General features: G+C 53.8%; 26 protein-coding genes and 1 rRNA gene. 10 read left to right on the top strand and 17 right to left on the bottom strand.

Annotation, left to right across the window (positions count from 1 at the left end; genetic code table 11):
- The first annotated feature begins 93 nt into the window (after positions 1-93).
- Together AX755_RS06035 and AX755_RS06030 are read left to right on the top strand one after the other, a co-directional pair.
- Positions 94-942, top strand: a complete 849-nt coding sequence (locus tag AX755_RS06035) for a MurR/RpiR family transcriptional regulator (protein ID WP_062856454.1) — start codon at positions 94-96, stop codon at positions 940-942.
- Positions 943-998: 56 nt separating this feature from the next.
- Positions 999-1,259, top strand: a complete 261-nt coding sequence (locus tag AX755_RS06030) for a YfhL family 4Fe-4S dicluster ferredoxin (protein ID WP_008502177.1) — start codon at positions 999-1,001, stop codon at positions 1,257-1,259.
- Here AX755_RS06030 and acpS read toward each other — a convergent pair.
- The 12 genes from acpS to rseD all read right to left on the bottom strand — a co-directional run bounded on the left by acpS (position 1,256) and on the right by rseD (position 10,708).
- Positions 1,256-1,636, bottom strand: coding sequence for a holo-ACP synthase (acpS, locus tag AX755_RS06025; RefSeq protein ID WP_013098314.1), 381 nt, complete (start codon positions 1,634-1,636; stop codon positions 1,256-1,258). The genes AX755_RS06030 and acpS overlap by 4 nt on opposite strands.
- Entirely contained in the window at positions 1,636-2,367 is a 732-nt protein-coding gene (gene pdxJ, locus AX755_RS06020) for a pyridoxine 5'-phosphate synthase (protein ID WP_013098315.1), read from the bottom strand. The genes acpS and pdxJ overlap by 1 nt, the downstream gene beginning before the upstream one ends.
- A gap of 75 nt (positions 2,368-2,442) precedes the next feature.
- Positions 2,443-3,150 (bottom strand): DNA repair protein RecO, encoded by a 708-nt coding sequence (recO, locus tag AX755_RS06015; RefSeq protein WP_013098316.1) that lies wholly within the window; start codon positions 3,148-3,150, stop codon positions 2,443-2,445.
- Positions 3,151-3,167: 17 nt separating this feature from the next.
- A complete protein-coding gene (gene era / locus AX755_RS06010) occupies positions 3,168-4,073 on the bottom strand; it encodes a GTPase Era (protein ID WP_013098317.1) in 906 nt (301 codons plus the stop codon).
- Complete coding sequence (gene rnc, locus AX755_RS06005) at positions 4,070-4,750, bottom strand: ribonuclease III (RefSeq protein ID WP_003860711.1); 681 nt, start codon at positions 4,748-4,750, stop codon at positions 4,070-4,072. The genes era and rnc overlap by 4 nt, the downstream gene beginning before the upstream one ends.
- A gap of 222 nt (positions 4,751-4,972) precedes the next feature.
- Entirely contained in the window at positions 4,973-5,947 is a 975-nt protein-coding gene (gene lepB / locus AX755_RS06000) for a signal peptidase I (RefSeq protein ID WP_062856453.1), read from the bottom strand.
- Positions 5,948-5,962: 15 nt separating this feature from the next.
- Positions 5,963-7,762, bottom strand: a complete 1,800-nt coding sequence (gene lepA / locus AX755_RS05995; protein ID WP_013098320.1) for a translation elongation factor 4 — start codon at positions 7,760-7,762, stop codon at positions 5,963-5,965.
- A gap of 185 nt (positions 7,763-7,947) precedes the next feature.
- Entirely contained in the window at positions 7,948-8,424 is a 477-nt protein-coding gene (gene rseC / locus AX755_RS05990; RefSeq protein WP_038420411.1) for a SoxR-reducing system protein RseC, read from the bottom strand.
- Positions 8,421-9,374 (bottom strand): sigma-E factor regulatory protein RseB, encoded by a 954-nt coding sequence (gene rseB / locus AX755_RS05985; protein WP_013098322.1) that lies wholly within the window; start codon positions 9,372-9,374, stop codon positions 8,421-8,423. Before rseB ends, rseC begins: the two co-directional genes overlap by 4 nt.
- Positions 9,374-10,024 (bottom strand): anti-sigma-E factor RseA, encoded by a 651-nt coding sequence (rseA, locus tag AX755_RS05980; protein WP_023620106.1) that lies wholly within the window; start codon positions 10,022-10,024, stop codon positions 9,374-9,376. Before rseA ends, rseB begins: the two co-directional genes overlap by 1 nt.
- Before the next feature lie 31 nt (positions 10,025-10,055).
- Positions 10,056-10,631, bottom strand: coding sequence for an RNA polymerase sigma factor RpoE (gene rpoE, locus AX755_RS05975; protein ID WP_006176728.1), 576 nt, complete (start codon positions 10,629-10,631; stop codon positions 10,056-10,058).
- A complete protein-coding gene (gene rseD / locus AX755_RS25305; RefSeq protein WP_225368419.1) occupies positions 10,628-10,708 on the bottom strand; it encodes a rpoE leader peptide RseD in 81 nt (26 codons plus the stop codon). The genes rpoE and rseD overlap by 4 nt, the downstream gene beginning before the upstream one ends.
- A 350-nt stretch (positions 10,709-11,058) precedes the next feature.
- Between rseD and nadB the strand changes: the two genes are divergently transcribed.
- Positions 11,059-12,678 carry an L-aspartate oxidase gene (nadB, locus tag AX755_RS05970; RefSeq protein ID WP_062856452.1) on the top strand — a complete coding sequence of 540 codons (1,620 nt, stop codon included), beginning with the start codon at positions 11,059-11,061 and terminating at the stop codon, positions 12,676-12,678.
- On the opposite strand, the gene trmN is transcribed toward nadB, so the two are convergent.
- Positions 12,663-13,400: a tRNA(1)(Val) (adenine(37)-N(6))-methyltransferase TrmN gene (gene trmN / locus AX755_RS05965; RefSeq protein WP_062856451.1), complete on the bottom strand. Its 738-nt coding sequence runs from the start codon at positions 13,398-13,400 to the stop codon at positions 12,663-12,665. The genes nadB and trmN overlap by 16 nt on opposite strands.
- A gap of 132 nt (positions 13,401-13,532) precedes the next feature.
- Here trmN and srmB point away from each other — a divergent pair, with 132 nt between their 5' ends.
- Entirely contained in the window at positions 13,533-14,861 is a 1,329-nt protein-coding gene (srmB, locus tag AX755_RS05960) for an ATP-dependent RNA helicase SrmB (RefSeq protein WP_062856450.1), read from the top strand.
- A 53-nt stretch (positions 14,862-14,914) separates the two neighbouring features.
- On the opposite strand, the gene grcA is transcribed toward srmB, so the two are convergent.
- The gene (gene grcA / locus AX755_RS05955) at positions 14,915-15,298 is read right to left on the bottom strand and encodes an autonomous glycyl radical cofactor GrcA (RefSeq protein WP_013098327.1); all 384 of its coding nucleotides are present in this window, start codon (positions 15,296-15,298) and stop codon (positions 14,915-14,917) included.
- A 314-nt stretch (positions 15,299-15,612) separates the two neighbouring features.
- Here grcA and ung point away from each other — a divergent pair, with 314 nt between their 5' ends.
- Positions 15,613-16,302, top strand: a complete 690-nt coding sequence (gene ung, locus AX755_RS05950; RefSeq protein WP_029882221.1) for a uracil-DNA glycosylase — start codon at positions 15,613-15,615, stop codon at positions 16,300-16,302.
- 38 nt (positions 16,303-16,340) lie between these two features.
- On the opposite strand, the gene AX755_RS05945 is transcribed toward ung, so the two are convergent.
- Positions 16,341-17,426 carry a tRNA/rRNA methyltransferase gene (locus tag AX755_RS05945; protein ID WP_023620103.1) on the bottom strand — a complete coding sequence of 362 codons (1,086 nt, stop codon included), beginning with the start codon at positions 17,424-17,426 and terminating at the stop codon, positions 16,341-16,343.
- A gap of 204 nt (positions 17,427-17,630) precedes the next feature.
- On the opposite strand from AX755_RS05945, the gene trxC reads away from it, so the two are divergent.
- From trxC to AX755_RS05920, 5 genes are all read left to right on the top strand, one after another.
- Positions 17,631-18,050 carry a thioredoxin TrxC gene (trxC, locus tag AX755_RS05940; protein WP_013098330.1) on the top strand — a complete coding sequence of 140 codons (420 nt, stop codon included), beginning with the start codon at positions 17,631-17,633 and terminating at the stop codon, positions 18,048-18,050.
- 70 nt (positions 18,051-18,120) lie between these two features.
- Entirely contained in the window at positions 18,121-18,819 is a 699-nt protein-coding gene (tapT, locus tag AX755_RS05935) for a tRNA-uridine aminocarboxypropyltransferase (protein ID WP_058650757.1), read from the top strand.
- 35 nt (positions 18,820-18,854) lie between these two features.
- Positions 18,855-21,518, top strand: a complete 2,664-nt coding sequence (locus AX755_RS05930) for a bifunctional acetate--CoA ligase family protein/GNAT family N-acetyltransferase (RefSeq protein ID WP_013098332.1) — start codon at positions 18,855-18,857, stop codon at positions 21,516-21,518.
- A 110-nt stretch (positions 21,519-21,628) separates the two neighbouring features.
- Complete coding sequence (pssA, locus tag AX755_RS05925; RefSeq protein ID WP_029882218.1) at positions 21,629-22,984, top strand: CDP-diacylglycerol--serine O-phosphatidyltransferase; 1,356 nt, start codon at positions 21,629-21,631, stop codon at positions 22,982-22,984.
- A 44-nt stretch (positions 22,985-23,028) separates the two neighbouring features.
- Positions 23,029-23,352 (top strand): YfiM family lipoprotein, encoded by a 324-nt coding sequence (locus AX755_RS05920; RefSeq protein WP_062856476.1) that lies wholly within the window; start codon positions 23,029-23,031, stop codon positions 23,350-23,352.
- On the opposite strand, the gene AX755_RS05915 is transcribed toward AX755_RS05920, so the two are convergent.
- Complete coding sequence (locus tag AX755_RS05915) at positions 23,349-24,644, bottom strand: MFS transporter (protein WP_062856449.1); 1,296 nt, start codon at positions 24,642-24,644, stop codon at positions 23,349-23,351. The two genes, AX755_RS05920 and AX755_RS05915, sit on opposite strands and share 4 nt — an antisense overlap.
- A gap of 249 nt (positions 24,645-24,893) precedes the next feature.
- A 5S ribosomal RNA gene (gene rrf, locus AX755_RS05910) occupies positions 24,894-25,009 on the bottom strand.
- Positions 25,010-25,247: the final 238 nt, after the last annotated feature.

Here is a 25,247-nt window from a genome sequence, read left to right as displayed (position 1 = left end):
TCATAATAATCGCACTATAATGGAATATAAAATTCATTCAGGCGAGCAAAATTCGTATTTGCGCAGACAATCACATTTTCGCCAGGAGAACGTATGAACTGTTTAATTCGCATTCGCCAGCGTTATGCAGGCTTTGCTCAAAGCGACAAAAAGCTGGCGGATTTTTTGCTTTCTCAGCCCGACCATGCCCGCCATCTCAGCTCTCAGCAGCTGGCAAGCGAAGCGGGTGTGAGCCAGTCCAGCGTGGTGAAGTTTGCCCAGAAGATTGGCTTTAAGGGCTTCCCGGCCCTGAAACTGGCAATCAGCGAAGCCCTGGTGAGTAACCCCAATCCGCAATCCATGCCGGTGCATAATCAGATCCGTGGCGATGATCCCATGCGTCTGGTGGGCGAGAAGTTGATCAAAGAGAACGTCGCGGCCATGCACGCCACTCTTGATGTCAACACTGAAGAAAAATTACTGGAAAGCGTGGCAATGCTGCGTGCGGCACGACGGATCATTTTGACCGGCATCGGTGCATCCGGGCTGGTGGCGCGTAATTTTGGCTGGAAGCTGACGAAAATCGGGTATAACGCCATCGTCGAACAGGATATGCATGCCCTGCTGGCGACAGTGCAGGCCATGGATCCTGACGATCTGCTGCTGGCGATCTCCTATACCGGGGAACGCCGTGAAATCAACATGGCCACCGACGAGGCCCTGCGTGTGGGTGGTAAAATTCTGGCTATTACCGGTTTTACGCCCAATGCACTGCAGCAGCGGGCAACGCGCTGCTTGTATACCATTGCCGAGGAGCAGGCCACGCGCAGCGCGGCTGTTTCGTCCACCAGCGCGCAAATGATGCTGACGGATCTGCTGTTTATGGCGCTGGTGCAGCAGGATCTGGAGCATGCGCCTGAGCGAATTCGTCACAGCGAAGAGCTGGTAAAAAAACTGGTTTGAACAACGAATGAGCGTATAATGCCCGCCCTGTTTGTGTTGTTTCTGAGAATTTCCTGATGGCGCTGTTAATCACCAAAAAATGCATCAACTGCGATATGTGCGAACCGGAATGCCCTAACCAGGCCATTTCGATGGGCGACAGCATTTATGAGATTAACAGCGACCGTTGCACCGAGTGCATTGGCCACTATGAAACGCCGACCTGCCAGAAAGTGTGCCCGATCCCCAATACCATCCTGAAGGATCCGGCACACGTCGAAAGCGAAGAGCAGCTGTGGGATAAGTTTGTCCTGATGCATCACGCGGACAAACTTTAACTCTCGATAATCACCGTTGCGCTGGCATAGTGCCGTTCATCCGCGATTGTCACGTGCATGTGCGCCACGCCGAGTTTCTCTGCCAGCTTCAAGGCCTCGCCCCATAAACGCAGGCGCGGCTTACCCAGCTCATCGTTAAACACTTCAAACTGGTTAAACGCCAGACCGTTACGAATACCGGTGCCAAAGGCTTTGGCCGCTGCCTCTTTAACGGCAAAGCGCTTGGCCAGGAAACGTACCGGCTGCTGATGCGCTTCCCAGATGGCCCATTCGTTATCGCTCAGCACGCGCCTTGCCAGGCGATCGCCACTACGGGCGATCACCGCTTCAATGCGGGCTATCTCGACGATGTCGGTACCTAAGCCCAGAATAGCCATTACTGACGCGCTTCCAGCATCAGGCGTTTCATTTCTGAAACCGCCTCTTTCAGGCCACTCATCACCGCACGGCCAATAATGGCGTGGCCGATGTTCAGCTCATGCATTTCCGGCAGGGCGGCGATGGCTTTAACGTTGTGGTAGGTCAGCCCATGCCCTGCGTTAACCTTCAGACCCAGGCTCGCGGCGTAAGTAGCCGCTTTCGCGATACGCTCCAGCTCTTTAGCCTGCTCGGCATCGTTTTTGGCATCGGCGTAGCAGCCGGTGTGAATTTCAATATACGGCGCGCCCACGTCAGCCGCCGCTTTGATCTGCTCCGCATCAGCGTCAATGAACAGAGAAACCAGGATACCCGCGTCCGCCAGACGTTTGCAGGCATCGCGCATTTTGTCACGCTGCCCCGCCACGTCCAGACCGCCTTCGGTGGTTACTTCCTGACGCTTTTCCGGTACCAGGCAGCAGAAATGCGGTTTGGTGTCACAGGCAATCGTCAGCATCTCTTCCGTGACCGCCATCTCCAGGTTCATCCGGGTATCCAGCGTCTGTCGCAGAATACGCACGTCACGGTCAGTGATGTGGCGGCGGTCTTCGCGCAGATGAACGGTAATGCCATCGGCGCCAGCCTGCTCAGCAATAAACGCCGCCTGAACCGGATCGGGATAAGCCGTACCGCGAGCATTACGCAGCGTGGCGATGTGATCGATGTTGACGCCTAACAGTAATTCAGCCATGACAATCCTCGGTATTTTGATTCATTTTCCTTCCCTCTCTCCCTCCGGAAGAGGGCTGGGGTGAGGGATAAAACGTTAACGTTTCGGCATAAACTGCCTGAACAATTCGCGGCTCTTCAGGGGTTTGCCCCCAAGATACGGCTTGAGCGCAATCCGGGTAAAGCGTTTTGCAGCACGAAGGGTATCCTGGTCCGGAAATTCGCGCTCATACAGCGCCCGGAGCTGGCGTCCGGTAAAGGTGTTGTTATCAATCACGACGCTGGCGATAAACCCTTTTTCTTCCCGATACCGGTAGGTCATCCCGTCTTCGACCTCGTCTCCACTCCCCGCACAATGCAGAAAATCGACGCCATATCCCAGGTGACCCAGCAGCGCCAGCTCGAAACGGCGCAGGGCGGGTTCAGGCGAACCGGTTGCGCCAGCAAGGGCCTGGATACAGTGCAGATAATCGAAGAAAAGTTCAGAGAAGCGAGTCTCATGTTCAAGAACGCGTGAAATGAGTTCATTGACGTACAGACCGCTGTAAAGCGTGATGCCAGAAAGGGGAAGCGCCAGAGAGACGGCTTCAGCGCTGCGCAGGGTTTTGACTTCCCCTCGCCCGCCAAAACGGACCAGCAGCGGCGTAAAGGGCTGTAAGGCGCCTTTGAGGTTGGAACGTTTGGAACGTGCGCCTTTTGCAACAAGGCGCACGCGACCCGACTCTTCCGTGAAGACGTCCAGCATCAGGCTGGTTTCGCTCCAGGGACGACTATGCAGAACAAAAGCGCGCTGCCAGCCTTCCATTCGTGCGTCGTCTTGGTTTACTGATCTTCGCCGTAACCGAGGCTGCGCAGAGCACGCTCATCATCGGCCCAGCCAGATTTCACTTTCACCCACAGCTCCAGGTGAACCGGTGCTTCAAACATCTCCTGCATGTCTTTACGGGCTTCGATACCGATGGTTTTGATCTTGGCGCCTTTGTTGCCAATGACCATCTTCTTCTGCCCTTCACGCTCAACGAGGATCAGGCCATTAATGTCGTAACCGCCACGCTCGTTACTCTGGAAACGCTCGATCTCTACCGTCACGGAGTACGGCAGTTCTGCGCCAAGGAAACGCATCAGCTTTTCGCGGATAATTTCAGAAGCCATAAAGCGCTGAGAACGATCGGTGATGTAATCTTCCGGGAAGTGGTGAGTCGCTTCCGGCAGATGCTTACGCACGATACCGGCGATGGTATCCACGTTCAGACCGGTCTCTGCAGACAGCGGAACGATGTCGAGGAAGTTCATCTGGCTACCCAGCCACTGCAGGTGCGGCAGCAGATCGGCTTTTTCCTGTACGTTATCCACTTTGTTGACCGCGAGGATCACCGGCGTTTTACCGTCACGCAGCTTGTTCAGGACCATTTCGTCGTCCGGCGTCCAGCGGGTGCCTTCCACAACGAAAATAACCAGCTCCACGTCACCAATCGAGCTGCTCGCCGCTTTGTTCATCAGGCGGTTAATGGCACGCTTCTCTTCCATGTGCAGGCCTGGGGTATCAACGTAGATCGCCTGATACGCGCCTTCAGTATGGATACCGACAATGCGGTGACGCGTGGTCTGTGCCTTACGCGAGGTGATCGAAATCTTCTGCCCAAGCAGATTATTCAGCAGGGTGGATTTACCCACGTTCGGACGTCCGACGATGGCAATAAATCCGCAATAGGTTTTTTCTTCGCTCATTCCAGCTCCAGCATTTTTAACGCCTGTTCGGCGGCAGCCTGTTCAGCCTTACGACGGCTTGAACCTGTGCCCACCACCGGTTCACTCAGGCCACTGACCTGGCAATGGATGGTAAATTCCTGATCGTGCGCTTCACCACGCACCTGCACCACCAGATAAGATGGCAGCGGGAGGTGACGACCCTGCAAATATTCCTGCAAACGCGTTTTCGGATCTTTTTGTTTATCGCCCGGACTGATTTCATCCAGACGGGTCTGATACCAGTTCAGGATCAGTTTTTCTACGGTCTGGATATCGCTGTCCAGGAACACGCCACCGATTAATGCTTCAACCGTATCGGCAAGAATAGATTCACGACGGAAGCCGCCGCTTTTCAGTTCACCCGGCCCAAGACGCAGACATTCGCCCAGTTCAAATTCGCGTGCGATTTCCGCAAGGGTGTTACCCCTTACCAGCGTGGCGCGCATGCGGCTCATATCACCTTCATCCACACGCGGGAAACGATGATAAAGCGCATTAGCAATCACGAAACTCAAAATTGAGTCACCTAAAAATTCGAGGCGCTCATTGTGTTTGCTGCTGGCACTGCGATGGGTTAATGCCTGTTGCAACAGCTCCTGATGATGAAAAGTGTAGCCCAGCTTCCGTTGAAGCCGATTAATTACGATGGGGTTCATGCGATACCAATAAATGAATGCGTCAAAAATGCAGCACACGAAACCGACCTGAGAAAACCAACGCGGTTTCGTGTGCCGTGGCACCCTTGCAGGGCCAACCTTAAACTTCGGGGGAATATTCTATACACAACGACAGGGGATGTCGTTAGTTCGAAGAGATTTATCGCTGAAATAATTCACGTAGCCGCTAATTAAAGCGACTACGTGTTCAATTATTGAGAATTAATGGATCCCGCCAATACGATTCAGGCGTACCCCGGTCGGCCATTCGCCTTCCTGTTTCTCGAAACTCATCCAGATTGCGGTTGCTTTACCCACCAGATTCGCTTCCGGCACAAAGCCCCAGTAACGGCTGTCCGCGGAGTTATCGCGGTTATCGCCCATCATGAAGTACTGTCCCGGCGGTACGATCCAGGTGGCCAGCTGCTGACCTGGCTGTTTGTAATACATCCCGACCTGATCCTGCGCAATTGGCACGGTCAGGATCCGGTGCGTCACATCACCCAGCGTCTCTTTACGTTCGACCAGACGAATACCGTTCTCTTTGGTTTCATCTTTCGGCACCTGGAAGAAACCGTTGGTCGCTTCGCCGCCGTTACGACGGGCAAAGGTCTGCACAAAATCACTTGGCTCAACGTTTGAGTAGGTGATTGGCAGCGCGTTTTCACAGGCGGTACCGGAGCTGCAGCCAGGCTGAACGGTCACTTCTTTGGCAACCGGATCGTAGGTGACTTTATCACCCGGCAGACCCACTGCGCGCTTGATGTAGTCAAGGCGTGGATCGTCCGGGTATTTAAACACCACAATGTCGCCACGTTTCGGATGGCCCGTTTCGAACAGCGTTTTCTGGTAGATCGGATCTTTAATGCCATAGGCAAACTTCTCGACCAGAATAAAATCACCAATCAGCAGCGTTGGCATCATGGAGCCTGACGGGATCTGGAACGGCTCGTAAATAAACGAACGCACCACCAGCACAATCGCCAGCACCGGGAATACCGATGCCCCGGTCTCCAGCCAGCCCGGTTTCGGGCCAACTTTCTTCAGGGTTTTCGCATCAAGCCCATCACCTGTGGCTGCCTGCGCGGCAGCCTGACGTTCACGGCGTTTTGGGGCGAAAATAAACTTATCCAGACACCACAACAGACCTGTCACCAGGGTAGCGATGACCAGGATCAGGGCAAACATGTTCGCCATGCCAACTCCTTAGGGTTATTTGCCGTCTTTACCAACATGCAGAATGGCAAGGAATGCTTCCTGCGGCAGTTCGACGTTACCGACCTGCTTCATACGCTTCTTACCTTCTTTCTGCTTCTGGAGCAGCTTTTTCTTACGGCTGACGTCACCGCCATAGCATTTCGCCAGAACGTTTTTACGCAGCTGTTTCACGGTAGAGCGGGCGATAATGTGGTTGCCGATGGCCGCCTGAATCGCGATATCAAACTGCTGACGCGGGATCAGATCTTTCATCTTCTCAACCAGCTCACGGCCACGGTACGGTGCATTGTCGTTGTGGGTGATCAGGGCCAGCGCATCAACACGTTCGCCGTTGATCAGCACGTCCACACGTACCATGTTCGAAGCCTGGAAGCGTTTGAAGTTGTAATCCAATGACGCATAGCCACGAGACGTAGACTTCAGACGGTCGAAGAAGTCGAGAACCACTTCCGCCATTGGGATTTCGTAGGTCAGCGCGACCTGGTTACCGTGGTAAACCATGTTGGTCTGAACGCCACGTTTCTCCACGCACAGCGTGATAACGTTACCCAGATATTCCTGCGGCAGCAGCATATGACACTCTGCGATTGGCTCACGCAACTCATCGATGTTGTTCAGCGGCGGCAGCTTGGACGGGCTGTCGACGTAGACAATCTCTTTGTTGGTGGTCTGCACTTCGTACACTACGGTCGGCGCGGTGGTGATCAGATCCAGATCGTATTCACGCTCCAGACGTTCCTGAATGATCTCCATGTGCAGCAGACCAAGGAAGCCGCAGCGGAAGCCGAAGCCGAGCGCCGTGGAGCTTTCTGGCTCGTAGAACAGCGAGGCGTCGTTAAGGCTCAGCTTGCCGAGCGCATCACGGAAGTTCTCGTAGTCGTCAGAGCTGACCGGGAACAGGCCGGCATAAACCTGTGGTTTCACCTTTTTAAAGCCTGGCAGCGCTTTTTCTGCCGGGTTACGCGCGCCGGTCAGGGTATCGCCCACTGGCGCACCGAGAATGTCTTTAATGGCACAAACCAGCCAACCCACCTCGCCGCATTTCAGCTCGGTACGGTCAACCTGTTTTGGAGTGAAGATTCCGAGACGGTCTGCGTTATAGACCTGGCCGGTACTCATCACCTTAATTTTGTCGCCTTTACGCATGGTGCCGTTTTTAATACGCACCAGCGAGACAACGCCCAGATAGTTATCGAACCATGAGTCGATAATCAGTGCCTGCAGTGGGGCATCCGGGTCACCTTCTGGTGGCGGAATATCACGCACCAGACGTTCCAGCACATCGGTAACGCCCACGCCGGTTTTGGCCGAGCAACGCACGGCATCGGTCGCGTCAATTCCGACGATATCTTCAATCTCTTCCGCCACGCGCTCAGGGTCAGCGGCTGGCAGGTCGATCTTGTTCAGAACCGGCACCACCTCGAGATCCATTTCCATCGCCGTGTAGCAGTTTGCCAGGGTCTGGGCTTCTACGCCCTGCCCCGCATCCACCACTAGCAGCGCGCCTTCACAGGCTGCCAGCGAGCGAGAAACTTCATAGGAGAAGTCAACGTGGCCTGGGGTGTCGATAAAGTTCAGTTGGTAGGTTTCACCATCAGCCGCCTTGTAATCGAGCGTGACGCTCTGCGCTTTAATGGTGATACCACGTTCGCGTTCCAGGTCCATGGAGTCCAGAACCTGGGCTTCCATTTCACGATCAGACAGGCCACCGCAAATCTGGATAATACGGTCAGACAGCGTCGACTTACCGTGGTCAATGTGAGCAATGATCGAAAAGTTACGTATGTTCTTCATATAGTTAAATAATTATGCCTTACGAATTCCTGGAGGCCGCTGTTCTTAGCCTGACGTTTTTCAGTGCGAAAACGCAGCATTCTACACTACATCTCCGTTACCTGGAAATGCACTTAGCGCCAGGTATAGCGTGAAGAAATGGCGTTTTCTTTTTTAAGATGTAAATGATGATAAAGCCCGATGGATCACCGGGCCTCAGAGGAGAGCGTCTCAACACGAAGTTGGTCTGGTGCCAGCCCTACGCTGAGAATAACAGGCTGCCACGCTTCGCGGGCTGCGAGCCTTGGGGAGAAACCTTTGGCAAGCCAGAAACCACCCACACCTCCCAATGCAGCGCCGCACATGGCCGCCGCATCGGTACCAAACAGCATCTGAAACACGCCGCCCATCACAAAGAGCCCCACCAGCGGGGAGAGATAAACCAGCATTGCGGAACCCAACAGGCTGCCTTCGGCAATGCCCAGTTCCACCTTCTGTCCTGCCACCAGCGGTTGCTCACTTGGCACGGAAAGCGTGTGCGAGGTTTGCGGCCCGAGCTTATTTAGCACGCGGCTGCCACAACCCGCCCGGGATGCACAACTGTTACAGGAGGCCTTTACATCACAGCTTACCAGCGCAACACCGTCCTGCCATGATACAACCGTAGCCCACTCTTTAATCATTGTGCAGCCCTGAATTTGATGCTGTCAGAAATACGCTTCGCCGTTTGCGGGGGTAATTCGCCGACGATGGTGATCTCCGCGTTGTCGCGTACCGTGGTACTGACTGTTCGACGTCCGGTACGCAGCATTTGTTCGGCACTGTTTGCCGTCGCGCGATTGATGTTCACCGAGAAGCTGAACAAGCCATCGGAGTAGAGGCGCGATTCAACCGGCGTTTCAATGGTAGGCAGTTGTCGGCGGCTGCTTGATACTTCCGTAAAGCCTTGCGGGATCCAGGAAGGAACCCAGTTGAAATTCACGGAATCTCCCGCCGGAACGGAAAGCAGCGGCGGCAGGCTGGCTTTCGCCAGATTCTGCATGCTATTACCCACCTGATTATTGACGCTAAAGGAGATAACGCGGAACTGTTCCAGCGTTTCACCATCGCGATCAAGCAGGTCTACACGCATTGGAAGCTTGGTTTCGGCATCAATCCAGACAATGTAGCTGTAACGCGTCCCGTCGCGGGCGACAACGCGGATCACTTCACACAATCTGTCAGCGATGCGCGTACGCCCTACCGAAATAAAATCGTAGTAAGGGGCAAGGCGCTTGAAGTCGGTGTAGATGAGCGATGGCAGAGAATCAACGATATAGTCGCCATTGAGGGTGAAAGGCTCCAGGCCTGGCTCGAAATAGCTGATTTCGTTACCACGCTGAACCACTTCCCGACGCGGGCCATCCATCTGTAAAAGTTGCGCGAGCGGCTGATTATCAAGACGGGCGTGGCGATAGCGTAACGACTCGACGCCCTGCTTATTGATGCTGATAAATGCCAACTCGTAATTGAGTGACTGGCTGGCCAGATTCATTTGCTGCAACAACGCCCCGGATGAAACATCAGCCGAGGCGTTGGCAGAGAAGAACAGGCTACCCGCCATCAGAGACATGGCGAACCAAAGTTGCTTCATTACTGCGATTGCGTTCCTAAAGTTTGGTTTCCTGGCACCTGCACAGCAGCCTGCTGGGTTTGTGCCTGCTCAAACTGAAGCTGTTCTGAGTGCAGACGACGCTGCAACTCATAATCCTGCAACATCGCATTAATGCGACGGCGCTGCTCCTGAACCTGCTGTTGCTGACCGCCACTGGCGGAGGCATCAGCCGGTACACCCAAACTTACCGGGCTGGCTTTGCCCATCATCGGCAGTGTATTGAACACTGGCGCTTCTGGCTGCTGATTAGTTTCAGACTGAGTATTATAGTGCTGGACGCCAACGATAACTGCAAGCGATACGCATGCCGCCACACCCATTTGGGTAAGTTGACTGGCCCACGGACGCACCTTCTGCCAGAACGGCATTTTCTGCCACTGGTGTGGTGCAGGTTGAGCTTCAGGAATCAGCGGAGTGGTCTGATGAACAGGCTCATTCTCAATAGCCGCCATCACGCGGGCTGAGATATCGAAATGGATAACCTCGCTGGTGTCACCACGAAGGGTGTCACGGATGAGATGGTAACTCTCCCAGGTCTCTTGCATTTCGGGAGAATGAGACAACTCATTGAGCAGCTCACTATCCAGCGTTTCACCATCCATTAAAGCGGAAAGTTTTTCTTTCTGCATGCCTAATACCTTTTCCAGTATCCCGCTATCGTCAACGCCTGATAAGCGGTTGAACTTTATTATCAATAGCTTCTCGCGCACGGAAAATTCGTGAACGTACCGTGCCGACCGGACAATCCATGATAGCGGCTATCTCTTCATAGCTCAGACCATCAAGCTCCCGTAACGTAATTGCCATGCGTAAATCTTCCGGGAGCGACTCGATCGTGCGAAAAACAATTTGTCTCAGTTCTTCTGACAACATTAAGTTCTCAGGGTTCGAAATTTCTTTCAGCGCACCGCCACTTTCGAAGTTTTCGGCGTCGATTGCGTCCACATCACTTGAAGGCGGACGACGGCCCTGAGCGACCAGATAATTCTTTGCCGTATTGACCGCAATACGGTACAGCCAGGTATAAAAAGCACTATCTCCCCGGAACGAGTCCAGCGCGCGATAGGCCTTAATAAAAGACTCTTGTACAACATCAGGCACATCACCTGACGGTACATAGCGGGAAACCAGACTCGCCACCTTATGCTGGTAGCGCACCACCAGTAGGTTAAAGGCTTTCTGATCTCCCTTCTGGACCCGTTCAACCAGGACCTGGTCCGTTAACTGCTCGCTCATCCGAGGTAATGTCTCCCCAAACCAAAATTCCACGCGTTATCGAAACGCCACTCTACAAATCCCGCACTTTTGAGCAAGCACCGAGTTGGAGTGTCTATTCTTCAATAAGTTCCGTAACGCCTTTGTTTTTGTTCATCGCGTCACAGACTGTTTATTTTCTCTCATTATAAGTCTGTTCACGATACATACCCACTTTCTGACTTCAAACATCTCTTATCCGGTCAGAAGAGTAACGCAACCCAGGCTTTATTTCACCACAAAATCTGACGCTAACGACCTGCTTCGCAAAATATTTTCCTTCTTTTACATGCCGGAAATCCGCGCATGCGCGTTTAGTCACTGCAACTGAGAATAAAAAAAAACGTGCGATATCTCGCACTGAGGTGCTATTCTGCCCAAACACTGTTTAGTAAATTAAACAAAAATCATGAACACAACACCTGAACTACATTGTGATGTACTGATCATCGGTAGCGGCGCGGCAGGACTCTCGCTGGCGCTGCGTCTGGCTGAGCATCAGAGCGTAATTGTTCTGAGTAAAGGACCGATGAGCGAAGGCTCCACATTTTATGCCCAGGGCGGAATTGCCGCCGTGTTTGATGAAACAGACAGCATTGCGTCACATGTCGAAGATACGTTGATTGCCGGAGCCGGGATCGTCGATGAACATGCTGCGGAATTTGTCGCCAGCAATGCGCGTCACTGCGTCCAGTGGCTTATTGACCAGGGTGTACTCTTTGATACTCAGGTTCAGCCAAACGGCGAAGAGAGTTACCACCTTACCCGCGAAGGCGGACACAGCCACCGCCGGATCCTGCACGCTGCAGATGCCACCGGTAAAGCGGTAGAAACCACCCTGGTCAGCAAGGCGCTCAGCCATCCTAATATTCGGGTGCTTGAGCGCAGTAATGCCGTTGACCTGATTATTTCTGACAAAATCGGCCTGCCGGGCACGCGCCGGGTGGTGGGGGCCTGGGTCTGGAATCGTAACAAAGAAAAGGTCGAAACCTGTCAGGCGAAAGCCGTGGTGCTGGCAACAGGTGGCGCCTCCAAAGTATATCAATACACCACCAACCCGGACATTGCCTCTGGTGATGGTATCGCCATGGCCTGGCGCGCCGGGTGTCGTGTTGCCAATCTTGAGTTCAACCAGTTTCACCCAACCGCACTGTTTCATCCGCAGGCGCGCAATTTCCTGCTGACGGAAGCCCTGCGCGGTGAAGGCGCGTATCTGAAACGACCGGACGGCTCACGTTTTATGCCGGACTTTGACCCGCGGGGCGAGCTCGCGCCGCGTGATATCGTCGCCCGCGCTATCGATCACGAGATGAAACGTCTTGGCGTGGATTGCATGTATCTGGATATCAGCCACAAACCGGCTGAGTTTGTCCGTCAGCATTTCCCGATGATTTATGAAAAGCTGCTCAGCCTTGGGATTGATCTGACGCGCGACCCGGTACCGATTGTGCCAGCCGCTCACTATACCTGTGGTGGCGTCATGGTTGACGATTATGGGCGTACGGATGTGGATGGTCTGTATGCCATCGGCGAGGTGAGCTATACCGGGCTGCATGGCGCGAACCGCATGGCATCCAACTCGTTGCTGGAGTGCCTGGTTTACGGCTGGTCCGCAGCGGTGGATATAACCAAACGCATGCCGTATGCCCGCCACGCTGAGCACTTACCAGCCTGGGATGAGAGCCGCGTGGAAAACCCGGATGAGCTGGTTGTGATCCAGCATAACTGGCATGAGCTTCGGCTATTTATGTGGGACTACGTTGGCATTGTACGCACGACGAAGCGTCTTGAGCGAGCCTTACGCCGTATCACCATGCTGCAGCAGGAAATTGATGAGTATTATGCCAATTTCCGCGTTTCCAACAATCTGCTGGAGCTGCGTAACCTGGTACAGGTTGCCGAGTTGATCGTTCGCTGCGCGATGATGCGTAAAGAGAGTCGGGGTTTACATTACACCCTGGACTATCCCGACACGCTGCCTGAATCCGGCCCGTCGGTTCTCTCCCCGCAGCGTCACATAAACAGATAAAATGCCTGGGTCAGCGCAGTGTAATCTTCTGAGTAACGCTGGTCTGGCCCACGGATAACCATCCTGTCGTTAAAACATTCACCCTCTTTTGGCGAAAGCGCCAGCAAGACCCGGTGTGGTAACCGCCCTTCCGTATCCGAGATATCGGTTCGCAGCCGTAAGTTCCAGCCCATCTCACGTGCGATCTCAATAAAGGTATTACCGGTGCTTTCGGGAAGTACCACGCAGAAGAACCCTTCTTCGGAAATTAAATTCGCTGCGTTGGTTAACAGGGCTTTATGATCGAGCGAACCGGTATAACGAGCCTGTTCGCGCTCAGGCGTACCGCACTCCACGCCGGGCGCGTAGTAGGGAGGGTTACTGACGATCAAATCGTAACGCGCCGTTTGCTCTGGTGCCCAGGCCAGTACGTCCGCGCATTCAACTTTAATTCGGGTTGCCCAGGGGGATTCGAGCGCATTTTCACTCGCCTGCCCTGCGGCCTGCGCATCCAGTTCAACCGCATCAATGGTGACATGCTCATCCGTGCGCTGAGCCAGCATTAATGCCAGCAGACCACTGCCGGTGCCAATATCCAGAATGCGCTTAACCCCTGCGACAGGCGCCCACGCTCCCAGTAGAATACCGTCTGTACCGACTTTCATGGCACAGCGATCGTGAGCAACAAAAAATTGTTTAAACGTAAAACCATCGCGGCGCAATTGCGCTTTGAGTTGAGACATGTCAGAGCAACCTTCTAAGTGAAACTGGAGTAGCATAGGGGAAAGCGAAGTGGCCGAAAAGCGATATCCATACAAACAGATGAAGATTACAGCCGTAACGTCTATAATCAGCGCCCCACACAGAGGTAGAACATGACTGTAACGACTTTTTCCGAACTTGAACTCGATGAAAGCCTGCTCAATGCACTTGAGAGCAAAGGCTTTACACGCCCGACCGCCATTCAGGCAGCGGCCATTCCGCCTGCGCTTGAGGGCCGCGATGTGCTCGGTTCTGCGCCAACCGGCACGGGGAAAACAGCAGCCTACTTGCTGCCTGTGTTGCAGCACCTGCTCGATTTTCCTCGTAAAAAATCAGGCCCGCCGCGTATTTTGATCCTGACGCCTACCCGTGAACTGGCTATGCAGGTTGCCGATCACGCACGCGAGCTGGCAGCGAATACCCATCTGGATATCGCAACAATCACCGGCGGCGTTGCGTATATGAACCACGCCGAAGTGTTCAGCGAAAACCAGGATATCGTCGTTGCGACGACAGGCCGTCTGCTGCAATACATTAAAGAAGAGAACTTTGACTGCCGCGCGGTAGAAACCCTGATTCTGGACGAAGCCGACCGTATGCTGGACATGGGCTTCGCGCAGGATATCGAACACATCGCCGGCGAGACGCGCTGGCGCAACCAGACAATGCTCTTCTCTGCCACCCTCGAAGGGGACGCGATCAAAGACTTCGCAGAGCGCCTGCTGGAAGATCCGGTGCAAGTGTCGGCAACGCCTTCTACCCGTGAACGCAAGAAGATCCATCAGTGGTACTATCGCGCGGACAACCTTGAGCACAAGGTTGAATTGCTCAAGCACCTGCTGAAGCAGGAAGAGGCCACCCGCACTATCGTCTTTGTGCGTAAGCGCGAGCGTGTGCATGAGCTGGCTGAAATGCTGCGTAATGCCGGGATTAACAACTGCTACCTCGAAGGCGAGATGGCACAGATCAAACGTACCGAAGGCATTAAGCGTCTGACCGATGGCCGCGTTAACGTGCTGGTGGCAACAGATGTTGCTGCACGCGGGATTGACATTCCGGACGTCAGCCACGTGATCAACTTCGATATGCCGCGCAGCGGTGATACCTATCTGCACCGCATCGGCCGTACCGGCCGCGCCGGGCGTAAAGGTACAGCGATCTCCCTGGTTGAAGCGCACGACCATCTGCTGCTGCAGAAAATTGGTCGCTATATCGACGAGCCGCTGAAATCCCGCGTTGTCGATGGCCTGCGCCCAACCACGCGTGCACCGAGTGAAAAAATGACGGGCAAACCGTCTAAAAAAGCACTGGCGAAACGTGCGGAGAGAAAAGAGAAAGAAAAAGAGAAGCCGCGCGTGAAGCAGCGTCATCGCGATACCAAGAATATTGGTAAACGCCGTAAGCCAAGCGGTACTGCGTCAGAAGCGAAAACTGAAGAGTAAAAAAAAGCCGGGAAATATCCCGGCTTTTTGTTCCACCCCCTTGGCTAAAAACCTTACAGGCTTTCAGTAAAGGTACGCGCGATAACGTCGCGCTGCTGTTCCGGGGTCAAGGAGTTGAAACGCACCGCGTAGCCAGACACACGAATAGTCAGCTGTGGGTATTTTTCAGGATGCTTAACCGCATCTTCCAGCGTTTCGCGACGCAGTACGTTCACGTTCAGATGCTGACCACCTTCAACACGCACTTCTGGTTTCACTTCCATTGGGATTTCGCGGTATTCAATTTCGCCCAGCTTATTAACTGGAACGATTTCATCTTCCGCAAAACCCGCTTTTGCTACCACACAGCGTGCTTCGTTTTTCTCGCTGTCCAGCAGCCAGAAAGAGTTGAGCAGATCGTCGTTTGCAGCTTTAGTAATCTGGATACCTGTAATCATGTGTTGCCTCCCTTAGGCTACATTAACTGGTGTCGGCCTTTCGCGGCCAATTGGTAAAACCATTGTTTCTTGTGTGTATATATATCATTCACACCCCAGTGATTTATTGATTTAAATCAACAAAATCACCAACCACACAAAGAGTGTGGTCTGGTTTTATTGTTTCAGATCAATTTTCCAGCCTTACCAATTCAAATCAATTTGTAATTTTTCAACCATAATTTAAGGAGTTAGGACTAATTTCCGCATGGAATTTTGCACCGCAGGATTTAGCGGTTAAGCTAGGCGCAGAATGAGATTCGCAGGAGAGCGAGATGACGACACCGCTGACATGGCACGATGTGCTGGCAGAAGAGAAACAGCAGCCCTATTTTATCAACACTCTCAGTACCGTTGCGGCAGAGCGGCAGTCTGGCCAGACGATTTATCCGCCCCAGAAAGACGTATTTAACGCGTTTCGCTATACCGAACTGAGCGATGTCAAAGTGGTGATCCTGGGTCAGGATCCTTACCACGGCCCTGGTCAGGCTCATGGGCTGGCCTTCTCCGTGCGCCCGGGCGTGGCTATCCCCCCTTCTCTGCTGAACATGTATAAAGAGCTTGAAGGAACGATCCCCGGTTTTACCCGGCCCAATCATGGCTATCTGGAAAGCTGGGCGCGCCAGGGCGTGCTGTTACTGAATACCGTATTAACCGTACGAGCAGGTCAGGCGCACTCTCACGCCAGCCTTGGGTGGGAAACCTTTACGGATAAAGTCATCAGCCTTATCAATGAACATCGTGAGGGGGTAGTGTTTTTACTGTGGGGATCGCATGCGCAGAAGAAAGGGGCGATTATTGACCGTCAGCGTCATCACGTGTTGAAAGCGCCACACCCGTCTCCGCTGTCAGCCCATCGTGGTTTCTTTGGCTGTAATCATTTTGTTCTGGCGAATGAGTGGCTGGAAAAACGTGGCGAAACGCCGATTGACTGGATGCCCGTGTTACCGGCAGAAAGCGAGTAGGAAATGAATGTGCCGGGCTGGCCCGGCACATAAAAAGCTTATGCTTTGTTCTGACGCCACCACTCCGCCAGCAGTACGCCGGTCGCGACGGAAACGTTCAGACTTTCCACATTGCCCGTCCCGTCAATAGAGACGCTCAGATCCGCACTCGAGAGTGCCGCGTCTGACAGACCATCACGTTCCTGACCTAACACCAGCACCATCTTTCGCGGCAGCGTCGCTTTAAACAGCGGCGTACCGGCATGGCTGGAGGTCGTCACAATGGAATAGCCCGCTTTACGGAACTGCTCGATGGCATCCAGAACGCTGTCGCCGGTGATCGGCTGAACGTGCTCGGCACCGCCTTCCGCAGTACGGATCGCGGCACCGGATTCCAGCAGCGCAGCATCCTGCAGCAGTACCCCTTTAACGCCGAAGTGCGCGCAGCTGCGCATCATCGCCCCCAGGTTATGCGGGTTACCCACATCTTCCAGCGCCAGCACGCAGTCATCGGCACCGGCCTGGCTGACCCACTGTTGCACCGTTGTGCCGTTGCGTTTTTTGATCAGGAAGCAGACACCACCGTGGTGTTCGGTGCCTGACGCTTTCGTCAACTCGGCATCATCAACCACATGATAGGCTTTACGGTTTGCCGCCATCCAGCGCAGGGCTTCTTTGAAGCGAGGGGTGACGCTCTGGATAAACCATGCACGAACGATACACTCAGGGCGGCTCTGGAACAGAGCCTGACAGGCGTTTTCGCCATACACGCGTGTCTCTTCCGCACGCTGACGGCGCAGCACTTCCGGATCGATAAAGCTTTTACCGCTGATGCCGCCGTGATCGGCTTTTTCAGGCGTCTCATCGCCAGGCGCGCGGGACACGGTACGCCATGGTGACGAACCCTCACGTGCAAAATCATCGCGTTTGCGATCGTCACGCTTGCGGTCATCACGTTTGCGGTCATCACCGCGGTTGTTTCTGTCATCGCGGGCGGGGCGACGGCCACCGTCTGCACGAGAGGACGCCGGACGCCCGCCACCTTTTCCGGTACGCGGATTTTGGGTGCGTTTATCAGAGTCATCATCACTGCGGACATACATCACTTTGACCTTGCCGCTTTTATTTTTCATTTCGTCGTTCATGCTTTTCTCCACCAGCGCTGCGCGAAGCGCGCAGATTACCCGATGTGCAAGCGCATAGCCATAATTTCGTACAAAAGCCTATGACTATTGTTCTCATTGAATAAAACGCATTGTCGTTTCAAACAGGCTCATTGATAATATGTAACATATTAGAAACATTATCGGCATACTGCCGCTGTCCCATGGTTCTATCAGAGGTTAGTTATGAATACCGTATGTGCCAACTGTCAGGCTCTTAACCGCATTCCGGACGATCGGATCGAGGATGGTGCGAAATGCGGGCGTTGTGGCCATGAGTTGTTTGATGGCGATGTGATTAACGCTACAGGTGCTACGCTGGACAAACTCCTCAAGGACGATCTTCCGGTGGTTGTCGATTTCTGGGCACCATGGTGTGGCCCGTGCCGTAACTTCGCGCCAATCTTTGAAGATGTCGCCGAAGAGCGCAGCGGGAAGATGCGTTTTGTGAAGGTGAATACGGAGGCAGAACGCGAGCTCAGCGCCCGTTTTCGTATTCGTAGCATTCCGACCATCATGATTTTCAAAAATGGTGAAGTCATCGACATGCTCAACGGCGCGGTACCCAAAGCGCCGTTCGAGAGCTGGTTGAACGAGTCGCTGTAACATTCACGGGGCACATCTTGTGCCCCGTTCCCGCCTCTGCGAAAATGGGGTTTTTCCAGCCCTTTCGCCCATGACTGATAACGCTGTACTTCAATTACGCGCCGAACGCCTTGCCCGCGCGACTCGCCCTTTTCTCGCTCGTGGCAACCGCATCCGTCGCTGCCAGCGCTGCCTGCTGCCGTTAAAAGTGTGCCTGTGCGACACGCTGGTACCGGCCACGGCGGAAAGCCGTTTTTGCCTGGTCATGTTTGATACCGAACCGATGAAACCCAGCAATACGGGCCGTCTGATCGCCGATATTCTGCCTGATACGGCCGCGTTTCAGTGGTCGCGCACGGAGCCTCCTCAGGCCCTGCTCGACTTAGTGGCAAGCCCGGACTATCAGCCTATGGTCGTTTTCCCTGCCTCCTATGCAGGCGCCGACCGTCAGGTACTGTCAGCCCCGCCATCCGGAAAACCACCGCTGTTTATTATGCTGGATGGCACCTGGACGGAAGCGCGGAAAATGTTTCGCAAAAGCCCTTACCTTGATGCGCTGCCGATCATTTCTGTCGACCTCTCTCGCGTATCGGCCTACCGCTTACGTGAAGCCCATGCCGAGGGACAATACTGCACCGCCGAAGTGGCGATCGCACTGCTGGATTTAGCGGGTGATACCGAGGCGGCTGCCGCGCTGGGCAGCCATTTCTCCCGTTTTCGCGAACGCTATCTGGCGGGAAAAACCGTTCATAAGGGCAGTGTCACAGCAACCGGGACAGAAAACGTTTAAAATCATCAGGTCGCTTGCATTCACAGGAGGCCTGCATGAGCCAGCGAGGGTTAGAAGCGCTACTACGTCCTAAATCCATAGCCGTCATCGGCGCATCAATGAAACCGGATCGCGCTGGCTATCTGATGATGCGCAACCTGCTGGCCGGCGGATTTAATGGCCCCGTTATGCCCGTTACACCGGCCTATAAGGCCGTTCAGGGGGTACTTGCATGGCCTGATGTTCAGAGCCTGCCTTTCGTACCCGATTTGGCCGTACTCTGTACAAATGCGAAACGTAACCCGGAATTACTGGAATCGCTCGGCAAGAAAGGGTGTAAGACCTGCATTATCCTCTCATCTCCTCCTGAACAGCAGCCCGAGCTTCTGGCGTGCGCCAGCCGCTATCAAATGCGTATTCTTGGGCCGAACAGTCTGGGGCTGCTCGCCCCCTGGCAAGGACTGAATGCCAGCTTTTCTCCAGTCCCGATCCGTAAAGGCAAACTTGCTTTTATTTCGCAGTCGGCTGCGGTATCCAACACGATCCTTGACTGGGCGCAGCAGCGTGAGATGGGGTTCTCCTACTTCATCGCCCTGGGTGACAGCCTGGATATCGACGTGGATGAACTGCTGGATTTTCTGGCGCGTGACAGCAAAACCAGTGCGATCCTGCTTTATCTTGAACACCTTAGCGACGCCCGTCGTTTTGTGTCGGCATCGCGCAGTGCGTCACGTAATAAACCCATCCTGGTCATCAAGAGCGGACGCAGCCCTGCAGCACAGAGCCTGCTGCATTCCCACTCCGGGATGGATCCCGCCTGGGATGCAGCTATCCAGCGCGCGGGTTTACTGCGGGTACAGGACACGCACGAACTTTTTTCCGCCGTCGAGACGTTGAGTCATATGCGTCCGTTGCGCGGAGAGAAATTAATGATCGTCAGTAACGGTGCAGCTCCGGCGGCGCTGGCGCTGGACGAACTGTGGTTACGTAATGGCAAGCTGGCCACGCTCGGTGAAGAGACGCTTCAGCGCCTGAGAGAGGCTTTACCCATCAGCGTTGCCCCCGGGAACCCCCTTGATTTACGCGATGATGCCAGTAGCGATCGCTATATCAAAGCCATTTCTATTTTGCTGGATAGTCAGGATTTCGATGCGCTGATGATTATCCACTCCCCCAGCGCGGTCGCTCCTGGCAGTGAGAGCGCGCGAGCCCTCATTGAAGCAGTGCGTAACCATCCGCGTGGTAAATACGTCACTCTGCTCACCAACTGGTGCGGTGAGTTCTCCTCTCAGGAGGCACGGCGACTGTTCAGCGAAGCGGGGTTGCCAACGTACCGTACCCCGGAAGGGACTATTACCGCCTTTATGCATATGGTGGAGTACCGTCGTAACCAGAAACAGTTACGTGAAACTCCAGCATTGCCCGGCAATCTGACGGCAAATTCCGTCGACGTTCACCGGCTGTTGCAACAGGCTATCGATGAAGGTGCGACATCGCTGGACACTCACGAAGTGCAACCCATTCTTGGTAGCTATGGGATGCAGACGCTGCCCACCTGGATCGCCAGCGACAGCGCAGAAGCAGTACATATTGCCGAACAGATTGGTTATCCGGTCGCCCTTAAGCTTCGCTCACCAGATATTCCCCACAAGTCCGATGTGCAGGGGGTAATGCTGTATCTTCGAACCGCGGCTGAAGTTCAGCAAGCGGCAGATGCTATTTTCGACCGCGTAAAAATGGCCTGGCCTCAGGCCAGAATCCACGGACTGCTGGTGCAAAGCATGGCGAACCGCGCGGGCGCACAGGAACTGCGGGTGGTTGTTGAGCACGATCCGGTTTTTGGCCCGCTCATCATGCTGGGAGAAGGTGGCGTGGAATGGCGCCCTGAAGAACAAGCCGTGGTGGCCTTACCGCCGTTGAACATGAACCTTGCTCGCTATCTGATTATTCAGGCCATCAAAAGCAAAAAAATCCGTGGCCGGAGCGCCCTGCGTCCGCTCGACATTGCGGGGTTAAGCCAGTTCCTGGTGCAGGTCTCTAACCTGATAGTCGATTGCGCGGAGATCCAGCGGCTGGACATTCATCCTCTGCTCGCCTCCGGCAATGAGTTCACGGCGCTGGACGTCACGCTGGATATCGCGCCATTCGAAGGCGACAGAGAGAGCCGTCTGGCAATCCGTCCTTATCCTCTGCAACTGGAAGAGTGGGTGGAGATGAAGAACGGTGAGCGTTCGCTGTTTCGCCCCATTTTGCCGGAAGACGAACCGCAACTGCGGACGTTTATCTCTCAGGTCACGAAAGAGGATCTTTACTATCGCTACTTCAGCGAAATCAACGAATTTACCCACGATGATTTAGCCAATATGACCCAGATCGACTACGATCGAGAAATGGCCTTTGTCGCCGTTCGTCGTTCCGAAAACGGTGATGAGATCCTTGGCGTGACGCGTGCTATTTCAGATCCGGATAACGTCGACGCGGAGTTTGCCGTACTGGTGCGCTCCGATCTTAAAGGCCTGGGTCTTGGGCGGCGGCTACTGGAAAAACTCATCAGTTATACGCGCGATCACGGATTGTTACGCCTGAATGGCATTACTATGCCAAACAATCGCGGTATGGTGACCCTGGCGCGAAAACTCGGTTTTGACGTTGATATTCAGCTGGACGAGGGGATTGTTGCCCTCTCCCTCACTCTGAAATCGCCGGATAAACCCGAGTAAGCTACTGGAAATGTTACCCACTTTGGACGGGACTGGTGGTATCATTGTCCGCTTATGTTGTTTGCATGGTACAGACAACCCTTCAATGAACAGAGAAGAAACGCACTGTGATGTTGTCAAAATTTAAGCGTAATAAACATCAACAACACCTTGCTCAACTACCGAAGATTTCTCAGTCAGTTGATGATGTAGAGTTCTTTTACGCTCCCGCTCATTTTCGGGAGACGCTTCTGGAAAAGATTGCCAGCGCCACGCGACGCATTTGCATTGTGGCACTCTATCTTGAACAAGATGAAGGTGGCCGCGCGATCCTGAATGCGCTCTACGAAGCCAAGCGTCAGCGTCCTGAACTGGATGTTCGCGTGCTGGTTGACTGGCACCGCGCTCAGCGTGGCCGTATTGGCGCTGCTGCTTCAAATACAAACGCAGACTGGTATTGCCGCACGGCGCAGGAAAATCCTGGCGTTGATGTCCCTGTTTACGGGGTGCCGGTGAATACCCGTGAAGCGCTTGGCGTACTCCATTTCAAAGGGTTCATCATCGATGACAGCGTGCTTTATAGTGGCGCGAGTCTGAATGATGTTTACCTTCATCAGCTCGATAAGTATCGCTACGACCGCTACCATCTGATCCGTAATTCGCAGATGGCCGACATCATGTTTAACTGGGTGGATAAACATCTGGTACATGGCCGTGGTGTGAATCGCCTTGACGATCCTCATCGACCGAAAAGCCCGGAAATCAAAAACGACGTTCGCGCGTTCCGCCAGGAGCTGCGCGATGCGGTTTATCATTTCCAGGGCGATGCAAACAACGAAGAGCTGTCCGTTACACCTCTGGTGGGCTTAGGCAAATCCAGCCTGCTGAACAAAACGATTTTCCATCTGATGCCGTGCGCGGAGCAGAAGCTCACTATCTGTACGCCGTACTTTAACCTTCCCGCCGTGCTGGTGCGCAATATCATTCAGCTGCTGCGCGACGGTAAAAAAGTGGAAATCATTGTCGGTGATAAAACGGCAAATGACTTTTTCATTCCTGAAGATCAACCCTTCAAAATCATCGGCGCCCTGCCCTACCTTTATGAGATTAACCTGCGTCGTTTCCTCAGTCGCTTACAGTATTACGTAAACACCGACCAGCTGGTGGTGCGTCTCTGGAAAGATGAAGATAACAGTTATCATCTCAAAGGAATGTGGGTTGATGATGAATGGATGCTGCTGACCGGCAACAACCTGAACCCTCGTGCCTGGCGTCTGGATCTGGAAAACGCGATTCTGATCCACGATCCACAACATGAGCTGGCCGCGCAGCGTGAACGTGAACTGGAACTTATTCGTACACATACGACGGTTGTTCGTCATTACCGCGAGCTACAGAGCATTGCCGATTATCCGGTGAAGGTTCGTAAGCTTATTCGCCGTTTGCGTCGCATCCGTATCGATCGTCTTATCAGCCGTATTCTGTAATATCCAGGCCCTGCCACCCGCAGGGCTTTTTTATGGAGCTGTTGATGCGTCTTCTTCTGTTAGTCATGACCCTCTGTTTAACCGGCTGTAGCCATATGGCGAACGATAGTTGGTCCGGCAAGGATAAAGCGCAACACTTCCTCGCATCCGCGATGTTGTCCGCTGCCGGTAATGAGTACGCCCAGCACCAGGGGTATAGCCGGGATCGTAGTGCGGCAATCGGCCTGATGTTCTCAGTCAGTCTTGGGGCATCTAAAGAATTATGGGATAGCCGCCCCTCAGGGAGCGGCTGGAGCTGGAAAGATTTTGCCTGGGATGTTGCCGGTGCCACGACCGGCTATGCCGTGTGGCAGATGGCGCATTATTAAAGACGAATACCTTTCCCTTTGCGATGCAGCATCAGGGATACGATAAAGGCCAGCGCCCCCATGATCGTCACATACCAGAAGAATGTCGTTTCGCTTCCCCATGATTTCAGGGACAGCGCAACGTACTCCGCCGAACCACCAAACAGGGCATTGGCGACCGCATAAGAAAGCCCTACTCCCAAAGCACGCACCTGTGCCGGAAACATCTCGGCCTTGAGTATTCCGCTGATCGAGGTGTAGAAACTCACAATCACCATCGCCAGCATCACCAGTGCAAATGCGGCATAAGGTGATGAGACGTGCTGAAGCGCGGTTAAAATGGGGACGGTACATAAGGCGGACATGCCACCAAAAATCAACATTGATGTGCGACGGCCCATCTTATCTGAGAGCGCACCAATTAGCGGCTGTATCAGCATAAAGACGAACAGCGCGGCGGTCATGATGACGCTGGCGACGTTGGCGTGCATTCCCGTAGTATTCACCAGATACTTTTGCATGTAGGTGGTAAAAGTATAAAAACTGAGTGAACCACCGGCGGTGAAACCGAGAACCATCAGGAAAGCTTTGCGGTTTCGCCACAGTCCTTTAAACGATCCCGCTTCCTTCAGCGCCCTGACCTCTTTTTGCGAGGTTTCGTCTAACTGACGGCGCAGCCAAAGCGCCACGATCGCCAGTGCAGCCCCCATCGCGAAAGGAATTCGCCATCCCCATTCATGAAGCTGGCTGTCTGTGAGGATCTGCTGCAGGATCACGACAACCAGAATGGCCAGCAGTTGACCACCGATGAGCGTGACATACTGGAAAGAGGCGTAAAAACCCTTCCGACCTTCAAGTGCAATTTCACTCATGTACGTGGCGCTGGTGCCGTACTCTCCCCCAACGGAGAGTCCCTGGAATAAACGAGCCAGCAATAAAAGGGCGGGCGCCCAGGTTCCGATAGCGTCATACCCCGGCAGACAGGCGATGATAAGGGAACCAAAACACATCATGCAGACCGAGATCAGCATGGAGGTTTTACGCCCGCGACGGTCTGCGATACGGCCAAATAACCAGCCACCAATCGGCCGCATTAAGAATCCTGCGGCAAATACACCTGCCGTTTGCAGTAGCTGCGTTGTGGTGTTTCCTGACGGGAAGAAAATATGTGCGAAGTAAAGTGAACAGAATGAGTAGACGTAAAAGTCGAACCATTCAACCAGGTTACCGGATGAGGCACTAACAATTGCCCATACCCTTCTTCGGGTATCACTGGCAACCAGCGTCCCGTTCGATGTAATGCTTTCGGTCATTATGATTATACTCCTGCCATAAACAACGGCATGTTGAGCTCTGAAGGAACTCAATACCTTGTAAATTAAATGTTATTATTTTGTTATAAATAACATTGCGAGGGAGATCACAAATTTCGTTAGCAAGGTAAGTTCCGGAGAAAGCCCAGGAGGGGAATGGTGCGGTCTGGTGCCCTCTCCCGCAGGGTGAGGGAGAAAACAAAAGCAAAAAACCCCGCACCTTACGGTACGGGGTTCTTCTTATTTGATGCCTGGCAGTTCCCTACTCTCACATGGGGAGACCCCACACTACCATCGGCGCTACGGCGTTTCACTTCTGAGTTCGGCATGGGGTCAGGTGGGACCACCGCGCTACAGCCGCCAGGCAAATTCCTGTGCTCTGTCCTGTGTCTTTTGGGCTGATACTGCGTTGGCTGCTCCCGTAAAGTCAGTCACATACCTCAGTATGCTCCTTCCTTTCCTTCGCTTGCCGCCTTGTCTCAGCACAAAATCCTTCGGACTCTGAATCAAAGCTGAAATTCTGTCTCTTCGCCAAAACATCTTCGGCGTTGTAAGGTTAAGCCTCACGGTTCATTAGTATCGGTTAGCTCAACGCATCGCTGC

The sequence above is a fragment of the Enterobacter sp. SENG-6 genome, assembly GCF_001605945.1.
Lineage (GTDB): Bacteria > Pseudomonadota > Gammaproteobacteria > Enterobacterales > Enterobacteriaceae > Enterobacter > Enterobacter cloacae.
Note: the sequence above shows the minus strand (reverse complement) of the source record. Positions and strands in the feature narration are given on the sequence as shown.

What these genes read in the sequence shown, in the direction of transcription:
- pssA (WP_029882218.1), top strand. Translation starts at nt 21,629, where the DNA reads ATGTTGTCAAAATTTAAGCGTAATAAACATCAACAACACCTTGCTCAA.
- nadB (WP_062856452.1), top strand. Translation starts at nt 11,059, where the DNA reads ATGAACACAACACCTGAACTACATTGTGATGTACTGATCATCGGTAGC.
- AX755_RS05945 (WP_023620103.1), bottom strand. Translation starts at nt 17,426, where the DNA reads ATGAACGACGAAATGAAAAATAAAAGCGGCAAGGTCAAAGTGATGTAT.
- AX755_RS05915 (WP_062856449.1), bottom strand. Translation starts at nt 24,644, where the DNA reads ATGACCGAAAGCATTACATCGAACGGGACGCTGGTTGCCAGTGATACC.
- acpS (WP_013098314.1), bottom strand. Translation starts at nt 1,636, where the DNA reads ATGGCTATTCTGGGCTTAGGTACCGACATCGTCGAGATAGCCCGCATT.
- rpoE (WP_006176728.1), bottom strand. Translation starts at nt 10,631, where the DNA reads ATGAGCGAGCAGTTAACGGACCAGGTCCTGGTTGAACGGGTCCAGAAG.
- AX755_RS06030 (WP_008502177.1), top strand. Translation starts at nt 999, where the DNA reads ATGGCGCTGTTAATCACCAAAAAATGCATCAACTGCGATATGTGCGAA.
- AX755_RS05920 (WP_062856476.1), top strand. Translation starts at nt 23,029, where the DNA reads ATGCGTCTTCTTCTGTTAGTCATGACCCTCTGTTTAACCGGCTGTAGC.
- AX755_RS05930 (WP_013098332.1), top strand. Translation starts at nt 18,855, where the DNA reads ATGAGCCAGCGAGGGTTAGAAGCGCTACTACGTCCTAAATCCATAGCC.
- rseB (WP_013098322.1), bottom strand. Translation starts at nt 9,374, where the DNA reads ATGAAGCAACTTTGGTTCGCCATGTCTCTGATGGCGGGTAGCCTGTTC.
- srmB (WP_062856450.1), top strand. Translation starts at nt 13,533, where the DNA reads ATGACTGTAACGACTTTTTCCGAACTTGAACTCGATGAAAGCCTGCTC.
- rnc (WP_003860711.1), bottom strand. Translation starts at nt 4,750, where the DNA reads ATGAACCCCATCGTAATTAATCGGCTTCAACGGAAGCTGGGCTACACT.
- era (WP_013098317.1), bottom strand. Translation starts at nt 4,073, where the DNA reads ATGAGCGAAGAAAAAACCTATTGCGGATTTATTGCCATCGTCGGACGT.
- tapT (WP_058650757.1), top strand. Translation starts at nt 18,121, where the DNA reads ATGACTGATAACGCTGTACTTCAATTACGCGCCGAACGCCTTGCCCGC.
- trmN (WP_062856451.1), bottom strand. Translation starts at nt 13,400, where the DNA reads ATGTCTCAACTCAAAGCGCAATTGCGCCGCGATGGTTTTACGTTTAAA.
- lepA (WP_013098320.1), bottom strand. Translation starts at nt 7,762, where the DNA reads ATGAAGAACATACGTAACTTTTCGATCATTGCTCACATTGACCACGGT.
- recO (WP_013098316.1), bottom strand. Translation starts at nt 3,150, where the DNA reads ATGGAAGGCTGGCAGCGCGCTTTTGTTCTGCATAGTCGTCCCTGGAGC.
- rseC (WP_038420411.1), bottom strand. Translation starts at nt 8,424, where the DNA reads ATGATTAAAGAGTGGGCTACGGTTGTATCATGGCAGGACGGTGTTGCG.
- AX755_RS06035 (WP_062856454.1), top strand. Translation starts at nt 94, where the DNA reads ATGAACTGTTTAATTCGCATTCGCCAGCGTTATGCAGGCTTTGCTCAA.
- pdxJ (WP_013098315.1), bottom strand. Translation starts at nt 2,367, where the DNA reads ATGGCTGAATTACTGTTAGGCGTCAACATCGATCACATCGCCACGCTG.
- trxC (WP_013098330.1), top strand. Translation starts at nt 17,631, where the DNA reads ATGAATACCGTATGTGCCAACTGTCAGGCTCTTAACCGCATTCCGGAC.
- ung (WP_029882221.1), top strand. Translation starts at nt 15,613, where the DNA reads ATGACGACACCGCTGACATGGCACGATGTGCTGGCAGAAGAGAAACAG.
- lepB (WP_062856453.1), bottom strand. Translation starts at nt 5,947, where the DNA reads ATGGCGAACATGTTTGCCCTGATCCTGGTCATCGCTACCCTGGTGACA.
- grcA (WP_013098327.1), bottom strand. Translation starts at nt 15,298, where the DNA reads ATGATTACAGGTATCCAGATTACTAAAGCTGCAAACGACGATCTGCTC.
- rseA (WP_023620106.1), bottom strand. Translation starts at nt 10,024, where the DNA reads ATGCAGAAAGAAAAACTTTCCGCTTTAATGGATGGTGAAACGCTGGAT.